12 protein-coding genes are annotated in these 13,291 nt (G+C 33.0%); 1 reads left to right on the top strand and 11 read right to left on the bottom strand.

Going from position 1 to position 13,291, the window contains the following annotated elements; translation table 11 throughout:
* Positions 1-68: 68 nt before the first annotated feature.
* The 3 genes from B5X55_RS02685 to B5X55_RS19185 all read right to left on the bottom strand — a co-directional run bounded on the left by B5X55_RS02685 (position 69) and on the right by B5X55_RS19185 (position 2,810).
* The gene (locus B5X55_RS02685) at positions 69-1,298 is read right to left on the bottom strand and encodes a glycosyltransferase (RefSeq protein WP_079511032.1); all 1,230 of its coding nucleotides are present in this window, start codon (positions 1,296-1,298) and stop codon (positions 69-71) included.
* Between the two features lie 264 nt (positions 1,299-1,562).
* Positions 1,563-2,339, bottom strand: a complete 777-nt coding sequence (locus B5X55_RS19190; RefSeq protein WP_317042667.1) for an oligosaccharide flippase family protein — start codon at positions 2,337-2,339, stop codon at positions 1,563-1,565.
* Positions 2,340-2,375: 36 nt separating this feature from the next.
* Complete coding sequence (locus B5X55_RS19185) at positions 2,376-2,810, bottom strand: MATE family efflux transporter (protein WP_317042666.1); 435 nt, start codon at positions 2,808-2,810, stop codon at positions 2,376-2,378.
* A 225-nt stretch (positions 2,811-3,035) separates the two neighbouring features.
* Here B5X55_RS19185 and B5X55_RS02675 point away from each other — a divergent pair, with 225 nt between their 5' ends.
* Positions 3,036-5,096 (top strand): tetratricopeptide repeat protein, encoded by a 2,061-nt coding sequence (locus tag B5X55_RS02675; RefSeq protein WP_079511031.1) that lies wholly within the window; start codon positions 3,036-3,038, stop codon positions 5,094-5,096.
* Positions 5,097-5,294: 198 nt separating this feature from the next.
* On the opposite strand, the gene B5X55_RS02670 is transcribed toward B5X55_RS02675, so the two are convergent.
* The 8 genes from B5X55_RS02670 to B5X55_RS02635 form a co-directional block, all read right to left on the bottom strand.
* Positions 5,295-6,005, bottom strand: coding sequence for a LytR/AlgR family response regulator transcription factor (locus tag B5X55_RS02670; RefSeq protein ID WP_079511030.1), 711 nt, complete (start codon positions 6,003-6,005; stop codon positions 5,295-5,297).
* Entirely contained in the window at positions 6,006-6,326 is a 321-nt protein-coding gene (locus B5X55_RS02665) for a histidine kinase (RefSeq protein WP_079511029.1), read from the bottom strand.
* Entirely contained in the window at positions 6,323-7,387 is a 1,065-nt protein-coding gene (locus B5X55_RS02660; RefSeq protein WP_079511028.1) for a sensor histidine kinase, read from the bottom strand. The genes B5X55_RS02665 and B5X55_RS02660 overlap by 4 nt, the downstream gene beginning before the upstream one ends.
* Entirely contained in the window at positions 7,387-8,520 is a 1,134-nt protein-coding gene (locus B5X55_RS02655; RefSeq protein WP_079511027.1) for an FIST signal transduction protein, read from the bottom strand. Before B5X55_RS02655 ends, B5X55_RS02660 begins: the two co-directional genes overlap by 1 nt.
* Positions 8,521-8,531: 11 nt before the next feature.
* Positions 8,532-10,895 (bottom strand): PAS domain-containing sensor histidine kinase, encoded by a 2,364-nt coding sequence (locus tag B5X55_RS02650; protein WP_079511026.1) that lies wholly within the window; start codon positions 10,893-10,895, stop codon positions 8,532-8,534.
* Complete coding sequence (locus B5X55_RS02645; protein WP_079511025.1) at positions 10,888-11,430, bottom strand: heme NO-binding domain-containing protein; 543 nt, start codon at positions 11,428-11,430, stop codon at positions 10,888-10,890. Before B5X55_RS02645 ends, B5X55_RS02650 begins: the two co-directional genes overlap by 8 nt.
* Before the next feature lie 80 nt (positions 11,431-11,510).
* Positions 11,511-11,912 (bottom strand): response regulator, encoded by a 402-nt coding sequence (locus B5X55_RS02640; RefSeq protein ID WP_079511024.1) that lies wholly within the window; start codon positions 11,910-11,912, stop codon positions 11,511-11,513.
* Positions 11,913-12,037: 125 nt separating this feature from the next.
* Positions 12,038-13,288 (bottom strand): NAD(P)/FAD-dependent oxidoreductase, encoded by a 1,251-nt coding sequence (locus B5X55_RS02635; protein ID WP_079511023.1) that lies wholly within the window; start codon positions 13,286-13,288, stop codon positions 12,038-12,040.
* Between the last annotated feature and the right edge of the window lie 3 nt (positions 13,289-13,291).

The raw sequence follows: 13,291 nt of genomic DNA, 5'->3' as shown, positions 1-13,291 counted from the left end.
TGTTTAAAAAATAAAGAGGGAGCAGCTAACCACACTACTCCCTCTTTCACTAAACCTAACCAAATAGTTTATAACATCAATTCTTTTTCAACAAGAGCTACATCTAACTTGAACCCATTAGACTTAGCCAATTGTAAAACTTTAAAATACTCTATGTACATTTTTGTAATATGTGACATGGGTAATGAGCATGCTGCATGATAGTTAGCTTTCGCTAAATATATTCTATAGGAATCGTGCAGTAAAATATTTTCAATAGCTATTGCTAATGACTCAACACTTTCAGGTTCAAAAAATTCACCTTTATATCCTTCTTCTTTAACCAATATACTTAGGTCTCCTAAATCTGGTAAAGCAACCGCCTTACCATAACTACCCGCTTGGTGCAATACACCAGAACTGCCGGTTGTTGAGGTATAAGGAAAAACGACTACAGTACTTTCACCAAAAATTACAGGAACATCTTCTTCGGCAACATAGCCAGTAAAACGAAGTTGTTCTACATGAGCATATTTCTTTTTCATCGCCTCTAAATAACCAGGTGTGTTAGGACTATCTGTACCTGCTATTACAATTTCTATGTTTTCATCAGTACGCTGTCTTACCAATTCGACAGCTTCAATCATAATCTCGACTTTTTTATACGTACCGAATTTTCCAAAAGCCATTACTTGTTTAGGTCCTTCCTTTAAATTATAATCTGGCTCTGGCGGGGTTTCAAATGAGCCATGAGGTATCAATGCTACATTTCTAGTATTATATTTGCTTTCTAAAATAGTCTGGTATTTACTAATGGTCACAGCAACAATATGAGAAGCCAATACAAACCTCGTTAACATATCACCTATTACACTATAGATCTTCTGTAATAACTTGTTTGAGGTGATGCCAGCATTCTCTAAATCGACCTGTTCTAAAATATTATGCAATAATGAAATGGTAGGTATACCTTTTAATTTGCACATAAATGGTAAAAGCAACCCAAGAGCAGCTGGTATTTTTTTATCTCCGAATTTCAAAAATTGAAGATTAAAAAGTATCGCATCGGGCTTAGTTTCATTGATAACACTATTTATTTTGAAGAGATTTGAATACTTGTTAAAAGCCCAACATTCCTTTACAGTAATCTTACACCCTTCTTCATTAAAAGCTAGATCCTTTTGACCTTCGGTTTTATCAGTAATTAAAATTATTTCAGTTACATCTTTTTGTAATCTAAAGTGCTTAACTAAGTGATATCCGTACTCTGTTAAAGTTACTTTACTAGGCGGGTAAGCTGTTACAATGGCTAATCTCATAGGTTAAAGTTTCACTATCTATTCGGTTATTTCTTGTTCAAATATCTTATTATGATGTAGCTTCATGAGGCTATATTGGTTGGATGAAGGTTTGCTGTAGACCAATGGAAGAAAAGGACAGGTAAACAATAATTCTTATGTCTAAAATTTTAGTAACTACATCTTAAGAATCTAATTAAGATAAAAAGGGCTATTATGAATTCTAAAAAAAAAAGGCTCGAAGACGGGAAATTTCCTAGGGCCACACTATCTAATACCTAGGTTTTAGATAGTCTTATTTAAAATGCTATTGTGTGCGAAATAAAGAAGTTGTGCAACGAGCAATGCAACCATTGCCACAATCTGAACCTGAACTACTATATATAAGGTACTATGGAAAAAGGTTATCATAACTATTTGAGAGATACCAAGCAAACCGGAAAGTATTACAGGAAAGTATTGATCCAAAGACAAAAAGTAATAGGCAAAAATATTAGAGATAGCGAATAATGAAGTTGCCAAGGCGTACTGCCACAAAAGAGGAGCCATAGAAATATATGCTTCACCGAACATTATTTGAATAATCAGTTCTGGAAAAACCGCACAACTGAATACGATTGCGATTGCCAATAAACCAATGTAACTAACATATTTAACTAATACAGGGGCTGTAGCTTCACCATTTTTCTGTTTTTGTACTACAGTAGGTAATAACAACATAACGAACATCCAAGCAATGAAATAAACTACGCGACCAATCATTGCCAAAGAGGAATAAAGACCTGCATCTACCGTATCAAAATAGTGTTTTACTAAAAGTACATCACTATTATTTATTACTATTTGAGTGAATTCATAACAGGCAGTCAATATTAAAAAGTTTACTGCTTTTTTCTTATTTACTTTCGATAACGAAATGGTTTTGGTTAAATTTTTAAGATTGATGTTGGTAGGAATCAATCCGAAGATAAAGGAAAGGGCTATACCCAATGATACTATAAAGGCAGGTTCTTTCGGGACCAACCAAAGTAGACCCAATGTTAATAATAATCTACTCCACATTTCTGTTTGATAGGTAATGGAAAGACTTTGATAATCTTACCCACCTTGATACTTACCGCGATTTACAGACATAAAAAAATACAACGGTACGGTTAAAGCAAATGTCTTGAACATTAAGGCAGATTGTGTGTGAAATATTTGTTGAAGATTATCGGCAAATGCAAATAGTAAAATACCGATTATCGTACCAAAAGTAAGCGCGTACTTATATAAAAGTTGTTTTAAAGCCACCAAATCGTTGTCAGTAAATAAGATGGCGAATTTTGCAGTGCCAAGTTGAAAAGTCATTCCTAAAAAGGATAGAACTAACAGCAATGTAATTAGCAAAGCAGCCTCGCTATATGCTGCCGGACCAAGCAATCTACCTAAGACTAAATTATAAAGATAATTACCACCATTAACCAGAAGTACGCTACCCATAAAGAGTTTTTCTGGAGAAACTTTGTTAAGTACTACTTTAATTGCTATCATGGTTATTATTTTTAAAAATCTAAACTTCTACCAATTTATACGTCAAATATCTTTAAGCCTACCCTTGTAATTTGGCTGCTTTAGGCAGATGACCAGTTGCTGTAGACGAATGGCAATTATCTTACTTCCGTAACCGTAGATCCAGTTTTATCTTTACAATATTGATAATGACAAATAAATTGCAATAATTACCGTTAGGTATTTGTAGTATTAATCTCACTTTAAATGATTCATAGAGTACTTTTTCTTTTTTTGATTACAACTTCGCTATTAAGAGCACAATCTGACATGACAAAAGGGTTTGGTATGTTAGAAAAGGGAAACTTTCAAGAAGCAGAACTTTTTTTTGGTGAATACCTTAAAACTGAACCTGATAATAAAACTGCCAAATTATGTTATGGCAGAGCTGTTGGGCTTAGTGGTGAACCAGAAAAAGCAACTAATTTATTCTCTGAACTTTTAAAAGAATATCCGGGTGATTTTGAAATAGAAATTAATTATAACGAATCGTATCTATGGGCAAAAGAATACGAAAAAGCTAAACCTTTATATGCTGACTTGGTAGAGAGAAACCCTAAGCAGTTTGCAGCAGTTTTAGGGTATGCAAATACCCTTAGTAACCTAAAAGAGTATAAATCTGCTTTAAGTTGGGTTGAAAAAGCTATAGAACTTCAACCAGATAATAGCAGTGCTAAAACCTCCAGAAAATTTATGCGATTGGGCTATGCCAATGAATATGTAAATAACCAGGAATATGGTCAAGGTGAGCAATTGTTAAAAGAAATCTTTAATGATTTTCCAAATGACAAAGATGTGCTAATCAACTTGGCAAATCTTTATCTAATTACGAAACAAGTTGATAAGGCTAAGAGCATGTATATAAGGTATGCCACAACACCTAAAGATTCAATTACCTCATTAAATGGAATTGTGTTAGCAGAGCATATAGATGAAAATGACAAAGAAGCACTTAATATTTCAAAAACAGCCACTTTAAAAGCTATTAAACTAAATGATACTAAGCTTACCGAACAAACCTATGATCGTTATATACAAGCACTGATTTGGAATAGAAAATTTATTTCAGCAAAAAAACAAATTGATAGTCTTGAGAAACATTACCCAAATAGAAATTGGATTCACGCATTAAAAGCAACACGTGGTTTATACACTGGTGACCCAAAATCTAGTATAGAAAGTTATGATAAAATTTTAGTGAATGATAGCGCTTCTTTCGACGGTAATTTAGGTAAGGCAAACGCATTATTTGCGGCAGACTTAATCATACCCGCCTATAACATGGCCAACCAAACTCTTAAATTTTATAAGAATCAAAAAGATGCTAAAGGTTTTATTGAAAAACTTAACTTAATGCACACCCCTACTATTGAAGAACATGCTGCCTATACTTTCGATAATGGTAATAACATAGCATTTTTTACCAATACTACAATCGATGTTCCATTTACCACAAAGTTTAGAACTACGGTATCTTACTTTTTTAGAACGACTGAAAATAGTGTAACTGATAATAAAGCGACTTCTCGCGTGTTATTGGCTGGTTTACAATACAAGTTATTTCCTAAAACAGTTTTGAAAACAGTTATAGGTTTAAACAATTCTCGATTTTTAGATGAAGCATATACACAACCAGTTTTAGATATCAAATTAGATTTACAACCCTTTAAGTTGCAAAACTTAACACTTGGGTATCAGCGAGAAGTACAAAGTTTTAATGCCGAATTAATAGAGCGTGAAATTATACAAAACCATTACGGACTAAACTACAACTTAGGCACCAATGTTAATTTTGGTTGGTATACCCAACTAATGCACACCCAACAAAGTGATGATAACGTTCGAAATCTATTATTCACTTCTTTATATTATAATGTTCTACGTAAACCGGCACTAAAAATGGGTGTTAACTACCAGTATATTACTTTTAAAGATCAAGTACCCACCATATACTTTAGTCCCGAAAAATACAAGGCCGTTGAATTATTTGCAGATATACGTGGTATAATCTCAGAAAAAACAACCTATATGGCAAGTGCAGCCACAGGTATTCAACAAGTAGAAGATGACCCTAAAACGACTATTTTCAGAGCCGAAACTTCTATGCAACATCAATTTTCTAAACGTTTTAGTATAAGCGTTTATGGCAAGTATAGTAATATTGCCTCTGCCACTGCTGCTGGTTTTGAGTTTACAGAAATTGGATTAAAAGCTAAATGGCTGTTTTTAAAGAATCCTATATTTTATAAAAAACTAAATCTCGATTAATTTACACCAACTTATCTAGTTAACTAAATAATATTTGAAATGGCTTTACAGATGTTAAAGCCAGCCATTATTTATAGCATGTACAACCTATTATTTACATTCTATTTTTATTCTAAATGAAATCATTTTTTCAAATAAAAATTTGATGAATTATCAAGAAAATTGGTAATCGAACGCGAAGGTTTACTGAATTTTTTATTAAAGAAGATTTAGGCGTCTCATTAATTCTGGTCTATTAGAGCGACTAATAGGCACAACATTTTTCGCAATTAAAACACTGTTATCTTCAATATCAATAATCTTAGTAAAATTGATTATGTAAGACCGGTGTATCTGCAAAAATAATTTTTCAGGTAGTTTTTCCTTTATTTTTTTCAAGGTAGTATGTACCCTATATTCTTCTTTTTCCGTTTTAACATCTATATAATCTCCCTTAGCTTCAATGACCAAAATTTCATTTAATTTAAGCTTTATGAGTCTTCTATCAATATTAATATATAAATCTTCACCTTCTACAGCATCTTGTTTACTTTCAGAAATGACTCTAGGTGGTTTACTAGCCAGCCCAGAAATTTTTGTAATACATTTTTCAAATCGTTCTTGTGTTATAGGCTTTACCAAATAATCTACTATACACTCATATTCATAAGCAGTAATTGCAAAATCAGTATCTGAAGTAGTCAAAACAATATTTGGAGGATCTTTTAAGGTCTGTACAAAATCCACTCCGCTAAAACCAGGCATGTGAATATCCAAAAATATGATTTCGATATTCTGTTGGTTTAAAAACTTAATCGCCGAAATGGCATTATCAAATTCTTCAATTATATCAAGCTCAGGGATTTTTGAACACAACTGTCTCACAATTGCTCTTGCCGTAGCTTCATCATCAATTATAATACAGTTCATTTAAATTGTTTTTATATATTCTTCAATAGTTTCCAGAACCTCATTAAATTTAGATTCACTACCATTTTTTCCATCTAATAATTCCATTTCGTACGCAACTGCTAGTTTGTATGAATTCTCCATACCTAAAATATTGAATTTATGCTTAAGCTTATGAACAATTTCAGCAGTAGCTTTTACTCTATTATTAGTTACATGACCATGATATTCTTCCTTTTCTAAAGGAAACTCATCTTTGATAATCGTGATAAATTGATTTCTAAATTCAATATCATCACCTGCAAGCTCATCGACATAATTAAGATTTGGTTGTTCTATCATGAATTCTTTTTTAAGGTAATAAAAAAAGTTGTTCCTTCATTTTCCATTGATTCTAACCAAACATCACCTTCATAAAGTACAGCAATTTTCTTAACAATTGCAAGTCCGATACCAGTGGCATTGTTAGCGGTTTCTAGCTTTTTGAACATTTGAAATATTCCTTCTTGATGATTTTCTGGTATACCTTTACCATTATCGGCAACACTAAATTTCCAAAAAACTTCATCTGGTTCATAGTCAATTTTGATTACTCCTTTTTCTACATTTTCGGTAGCAGTAACGGCATTGGTGAACAAGTTCATGAACAATTGCTCTAACCTTGCTCTTTCAAACAGCATTTGTGGCAAATTATCAGCGTACTCAAAAGTAATATTCTCAGGCACGTAGATAGTTTGCACGATTTCCTTTAGAACATCGCCAACATCAAAAGAAACTCTATGCTCCTTAGTTTCACCCATTGTAGCATGGTCTAATATACCGGTAATCAATTTATCCATTTTGCCAAGATTTTGAGATACCAATGAACAGTTTTCCTTGCTTGCATCAGAAAATTTTTCCTTTTCATCATCCATAATCCAACTCATCAGGGCATTGATATTTCGTATCGGAGATTTTAAATCATGGGAAACCATTTGAGCATAGTTATTCAACGATTGGTTTTGATTCTCTAAGCTTTTAAGAAGTTTATCTTTTTCTGCGGTCATCTCAGAAACCTTTGTCGCTAAATTACTTATATAGGTGGCTAAATTCTCGGCATTAAATTCGTCTTTTATATTCTGACCAAATAGTTCTTCTTCGTTTAAATTCTCTGTTAAACTACGAATGGCATTTGCTAGAGATACCAAAATATTCTTCTGTTGAAGGGCCTCTGTTTGCAATTTACTATTCGCATCATAAAGCTCGTCTGAACTTATCTTAGAAGCTCTATGTAGCATAGACAACTTTTCATCATGATTTTCATATGACTTGTCTATCGCCTCTAAAAAACGTTCCATATCTGGATGCTTATCAAGGTCTGAAGAAAGGTGTTTTCTAAGCTGTCTTTTTAATAAAGAATGCATTATTCGCTAAATAAAGTTAAGGTCATTGTTTGATTGTGCAATTTACATTCCTGTTGACCACTAAATGGTGCCATTTCGCCATAGGAGTAAAAACCACTTATGAAAGTATCATTTCCTATAACAGATTTCACTTCCTCAATCTCTTCTTCGGTTCTTTGGTCCATGACCAATTTACGACCAATACAACTTATTAGAAGTGCCAACTCAGGATTATTTTCGCGCCCTTTCATTGCCAACTCTGCTGCATGAATGGCACCACTGACAATATCGTCTACCGATGACATCATTAATTGAACCTTTGACCCTTCTGGCACATCACCCGCTAAAATCATCGTATTTTTATCGTTATCTATATTTAAAATGGTACGAACCAACGGTTCTGAATCTTCTTCTATTCGAACACTTAATGGATACAATAACGCAGATTTAGGCAATTCGTTAGCCTTTTCACCTAAATACGTTTTATATAGGTCCAAAGCAGGTTTACCATCAAGTTCAAATAAAACATTGCCTTCAGATTTTGTGATTATTCTTTCAGGACCAAAAGGTGTCCATCCACCATAATTTGAACTCGTAATTTCTAAAGTTTCGCCATAAAAGCCAATAGCAATTATTTCGCCTTCCTTAGGGTTTTCATTATACGAAGCCAAGGTTCTTTCGAAACGACCATCGTCACCACAAAGACCTCCAGATAAGCTTATCCCCGTATTCTTAACCTTCTCTAAACCATTAATTAATGCACTACCATTAACCGAACTACCTTCTGAAATAATAAATAGGTGTTTTAAATTCTCCTTAGGAAATTCAGCCATTAAGCTCTCACCTAACTTATAATCGTTATTTTTAAAATCATTAATATTACTTCGCTTTATTACCACTGAACTTTTTTTAAACTCAATAGCAGTTAAAACAACAGTACCTTCTAAAACGCTATCATCTATGATTTCACCAGAAGTGGTACCGAACACTATATGTGAATTAGGAAATAAATCTTTCACCTCAGCATAAATATGTTCACTTTCTAACATATATCTATTTCCGAAAACCAAAACTAAAGGTTCTTTTAATAGTATTCTTTTCTCATTAAAAACAAAAGGTTCATTCGGTTTTTTAATTGCTTGAACTATTGTCATCGGTTATTTTTTCAGATTTCGTTTTTCTTAATTGTAAAATGGAATTGAGTTCCTTCTCCAACAATACTATCTACCCAAAGGGTACCATTGTAGCGATCAACAATTTTTTTAACTATTGAAAGTCCAATACCTGTTGATCTTTCATTATTACCAATAGATTGAAATATGTCGAAAATCTTTTTATGATATTCTTTAGGTATACCAACACCATTATCACTAATCGTAAATTGCCATTGATCGCCCAAATCTTTATATAAAACTTCAACTAGCCCTATTTCTCTTTCTATGTGGACAACGGCATTACCTATTATATTTTGAAACACTTGATGCATTTTAATACGATCGGCAACAATTGTGGGTAACGTTTTAGGCACTACTAACTTAACATGTTCAGGGATATAAATGGTTTCTCCAATATCAGAAATAACGTTATTTAAATCTACTAAAGAATCATCAAGTTCAGAACTGTTTGCTGTAGAGTATTCTAAGATACCGTGGATCAATTTATCCATTGAGGCAACCTTTTCTTGCATAAGCTCTAAATTCTGCTTTCCGCCTTCATCTAAAACTTCCTTATAATCTTCATATAACCAAGTAGCTAATGCACTAATGCTTCGCAAAGGTGATTTAAGGTCATGCGAAACAATGTGAGCATATTCTTGAAGCCCTTGATTACTATTTTCCAATTCGCTAAGTAATTTTTCTTTTTGAAGTTCAAGTTCCTTTTGATCTGATATATCTAAAAAAATACCTATGGATCCAATTACAGATCCCGAATCATTATATCTCGGAGCACCGCTAATGAGCCAATGCTTTATATTTTTTTGTTTATTAAATACTTCTACTTCATAAGAATCAGATTCTCCTTTCAATCTTCTGCTAGTCTTTTCAGAGAAAAATTTATTGTTTTTAAAATTAACAACATCTGCTAATACCTGACCCAACAATTCATCCTCATCATAGCCACTCATTTGATAAAAACTTTGGTTAACCATTTGAATTTTATCGTCAATGTCAATCTCTACCAACCCAAGATTCATATTAGCTATAATACTACTGTATTTTTCACGTTCTGCCTCTAAATTTTTTCGGTAATTCTTACTTATGGTAACATCATGATATGCCCATAAATAACCTTTATAATCCCCATCATTATTGATAGGTATATAGTCCCTTTCTAAGATTCTACCATCGTTCATTTCAAGTTCATCTGATAAGACGGTTTCTCTTTTTGCTAGTATTTCTTCAATTCGACTAACAAATTTTTCAGAATTCTTAAAAAACTTTTTATTATGTTCTTCAGATTCTTCACAGTCATTACCAATAAGCTGATTTGGAGTTTGCTCAATATTAAAAAGGTTACAGTACATTTGATTTGTCAAGGCAATTTTTCCATCCTCATCTTCTAGAAGCACACCTGTTTGTAAATTAGATATTAATGCCGCTAATCTATTTTCAGAGGCTTTCAGTTTTCTATCAGCTTCAAGTTCTTTTGAAATATCTTCAATTATAACCACCTGATAATCTGTCTTAACCTCATTATCTATGATTGCAGTTATCCTGGTTTTAGCCATAAACTTAGACCCATCTTTCTTTACAAACTTTAGTATAGAGGTATAGTTATTTAAATCACCAGCATGCATCTGGTCGATTGGATCATGTTTACCAGAGTCATTTTCAGGTTTTGAAATTGTCTTAAGAGAAATATTTTTAAGTTCATTGTAGTTATAACCAAGCATGTCAACAAAAGTGTTATTGGCTTTGATAATTATATCATCTTTAGCCAAAACAATTCCTAGTGGAGAATTTTCTACAATAATATCTAATTGTTTCTTCTGTTCAAAAACGAGTTTTTTCACCTCTGCTTCTTGAGTAATATCTCTAATAACGCCTTGTGCTGCAATAGGTTTATGGTCTTTATTATAAATAAGACTAGCGTTTATTTGAACAAATTTTTCTGTATGATCATCTAAGATAAGTTTTGCCCGATAATTTGTTAGCGTACCAATTTCCATCATAGAACGCATCGATTCGTTTGTGTATGATATATATTCTGGGTGAATAAACTGAGAAAGGTTTACATTTTTGGAGGTGTGATCAAAGCCTAAAAATTCTTTGGCTGATCTATTCATATTGATAACATTAAATTGAAGGTCCATAACTACATATGGGTCAATAATGTTAATGAACACACCATCTAATTCAGAAGATTTTTCACTCAACAAATTCTCTAGCTTACTGTTTGCCTCCCTTAAATGATGGGAAACATCGTAAAGCTCTTTAGATTTAACTTCTAAAATTCTCTCTGCTTGTTGACGTGCTTTTTTTTGTCTTTCTAAGGCCTTTTTTAAAAGAACAACTTCCTTATTATCCATTCTGTACGATATCAAATTTTACTTCGGTACCGTCTTCTTTTAAAAGTTCATAGGTTATTTCAGCTTTACCATTAAAATGTTCAAATGCTTTTTCAATTAACCCTTGGGCTAACCTATACAATCCTCGAGAGGAACTATAAATCATTGAAATAGAAGTATCTGTCTTTTCAAGAATCTTAAAAGTTGGCAATTCTGCCTCTGGATATAACTTTTTAACGTGTACGTGTATATGGTCTTCTATAGAATATAGAAGTGCGATTGGTGATCTATAACTCTGTATGACTTCTGGATGGGCATTCTTTAAACTAGAAAATAAGTAAAGCCCAAAAGCATAGATTAAATCTCCTGCCGGTAAATTCACCTCTTCACTGAGTTGTGTGATTAGGGCAACCATTTCATTAAACTCATAGGTTGCTACCGAGGTGTATATACCCTCTGATGGTAAGTTTGATTTTTCAATAATATTGTCAACGGTTTCTAGACCAAATTCAGCCTCAACCATTTCTAAAAACTCAGTAAATACAATTCCTTTCATTTGAAACTTTTTAATTACGTTCTAAACGTAGGAAAATTAATACGTAATTGCATAAAAATGTTGTGAAATGAGCTTTTTTGTTAGCCTTTCACTAGTTGATTAACACTCCAGTACTCTAAAACGGCATTTAACTTGTACTCATAATCTTCATATTTCAACGGCTTTATTACATAACCGGCAATACCAGCTTGATAACATTTTAGCAAATCGGCTCTATTTTCTGATGTAGTTAAAATGACCGTTGGCAAATACTGCAACAATTCATCTTCCTTTAAAATAGTTAGAAATTCTATACCGTTCATTCGTGGCATATTTAAATCTAGAAGAATGATGTCTGGTAATTTCTCCCCAGACCTTAGATAACTTAATGCTTCTTCACCATTTTTTGCCTCAATAATCGAATGCTTTAAATTCAGTTTAGAAACAGTACGTTTCAACTTCATTACTTCGATTAAATCATCTTCTATTAATAAAATATCCATTACCTATATATTTTAGTAAAACAAATATCAAAGTTAAGGAACTATTAAAATGTCTACTGTAGGTGAATGGACATTTACTGTAGGTGAATGGTAATTTAGTAACGATGAATTTTTAAACAATTTCCTTAAAATGTTCTTTCTGGACTAAAGGCTGCTAAATTCATGGAGGTTTTTTTATCGTTTATTAACTCAGAAACCAACTTTCCAGTTACAGGCCCAAGGCTCCAACCCATCATCGCATGACCCGTAGCGATAATTAAGTTTTTAATACTTGCAGACTTGCCTATATACGGCAAACCGTCAGGTGAAACTGGTCGTAGTCCCGTTTTTGCACTTTCTATCTCAGCAAAATTAATTTCTAAATCAGGATAAAATGAATGTGCGCCATTGGCAATTGCCAACACACGTTCTTTTCTAACTATATTATTATTCCCAGAAAATTCCATAGTACCTGCGAAACGTGTAAAACCATTCATGGGTGTCACCGCCATTTTGGCTTCCATCAGTATAGCGGGCATTGATATACCTGTATTACGCGCAACATTAATACGATAACCTTTTCCACCTTGTAAGGAAAGCTTTAAACTCAACTTCTTAGAAAGTTCACCACTCCAAGACCCTGCGGCCAAAATCACTTCATCTGGGTGATAATTGTTCTTATCGGTTATAACTTCCTTTATTACGCCATTACTAGTCTTTATATCGATAACTTCTTCGTTGATGCAAATATTAACTCCAACACTTTTAAGATAATTTAACATCTTGGGCATAATTTCGGTTGGGGTCGTATGGCCGTCACATTCATAATGAATGGCTCCCTCTGCATCGATATTCACGTTAGGTTCTATCTTTTTCAATTCAGAATTATTCAAATCTGAAACTTCAAGACCTAAGTAACTAGCTCTATCGGCAACCTCCTTTTCATGCAAATAGCTTGCTTGGGTTTTATATAACATCAATAAACCTTTACGTTCAAGTTGAAACTCACCTAAATCACCCGAATTTCTAATATCTGTAAATAATTCTCTACTGATGAGGTTGATTTCTTTAATAACCGGAATCGCTTTTTCAACTTTAGCCTTTGTAGAAGACTTATGAAAATACCATGACCATTTCAAGAATTCGGCATCTAGTCTTGGTTTCATATAAAACGGACTTGCAGAATTGAACATCATTTTTATTCCTTTTGCAATCATACCTGGTGATGCTAAAGGTATTATATGGCTAGGAGTTATATAGCCCGCATTTACAAATGAGGCTCCAGAGGTAATATCTCCCTTATCGATAACCGTTATTTGATGGCCTTCTTTACTTAAGTAATACGCAGAACATAACCCTACAATACCACCACCAATTATTACTATATTTTTTGCCATACT

The organism is Maribacter arcticus, assembly GCF_900167935.1.
Taxonomy (GTDB): Bacteria; Bacteroidota; Bacteroidia; order Flavobacteriales; family Flavobacteriaceae; genus Maribacter; species Maribacter arcticus.
Note: the sequence above shows the minus strand (reverse complement) of the source record. Positions and strands in the feature narration are given on the sequence as shown.

What these genes read in the sequence shown, in the direction of transcription:
- B5X55_RS02685 (WP_079511032.1), bottom strand. Translation starts at nt 1,298, where the DNA reads ATGAGATTAGCCATTGTAACAGCTTACCCGCCTAGTAAAGTAACTTTA.
- B5X55_RS19190 (WP_317042667.1), bottom strand. Translation starts at nt 2,339, where the DNA reads ATGTGGAGTAGATTATTATTAACATTGGGTCTACTTTGGTTGGTCCCG.
- B5X55_RS19185 (WP_317042666.1), bottom strand. Translation starts at nt 2,810, where the DNA reads ATGATAGCAATTAAAGTAGTACTTAACAAAGTTTCTCCAGAAAAACTC.
- B5X55_RS02675 (WP_079511031.1), top strand. Translation starts at nt 3,036, where the DNA reads ATGATTCATAGAGTACTTTTTCTTTTTTTGATTACAACTTCGCTATTA.
- B5X55_RS02670 (WP_079511030.1), bottom strand. Translation starts at nt 6,005, where the DNA reads ATGAACTGTATTATAATTGATGATGAAGCTACGGCAAGAGCAATTGTG.
- B5X55_RS02665 (WP_079511029.1), bottom strand. Translation starts at nt 6,326, where the DNA reads ATGATAGAACAACCAAATCTTAATTATGTCGATGAGCTTGCAGGTGAT.
- B5X55_RS02660 (WP_079511028.1), bottom strand. Translation starts at nt 7,387, where the DNA reads ATGCATTCTTTATTAAAAAGACAGCTTAGAAAACACCTTTCTTCAGAC.
- B5X55_RS02655 (WP_079511027.1), bottom strand. Translation starts at nt 8,520, where the DNA reads ATGACAATAGTTCAAGCAATTAAAAAACCGAATGAACCTTTTGTTTTT.
- B5X55_RS02650 (WP_079511026.1), bottom strand. Translation starts at nt 10,895, where the DNA reads ATGGATAATAAGGAAGTTGTTCTTTTAAAAAAGGCCTTAGAAAGACAA.
- B5X55_RS02645 (WP_079511025.1), bottom strand. Translation starts at nt 11,430, where the DNA reads ATGAAAGGAATTGTATTTACTGAGTTTTTAGAAATGGTTGAGGCTGAA.
- B5X55_RS02640 (WP_079511024.1), bottom strand. Translation starts at nt 11,912, where the DNA reads ATGGATATTTTATTAATAGAAGATGATTTAATCGAAGTAATGAAGTTG.
- B5X55_RS02635 (WP_079511023.1), bottom strand. Translation starts at nt 13,288, where the DNA reads ATGGCAAAAAATATAGTAATAATTGGTGGTGGTATTGTAGGGTTATGT.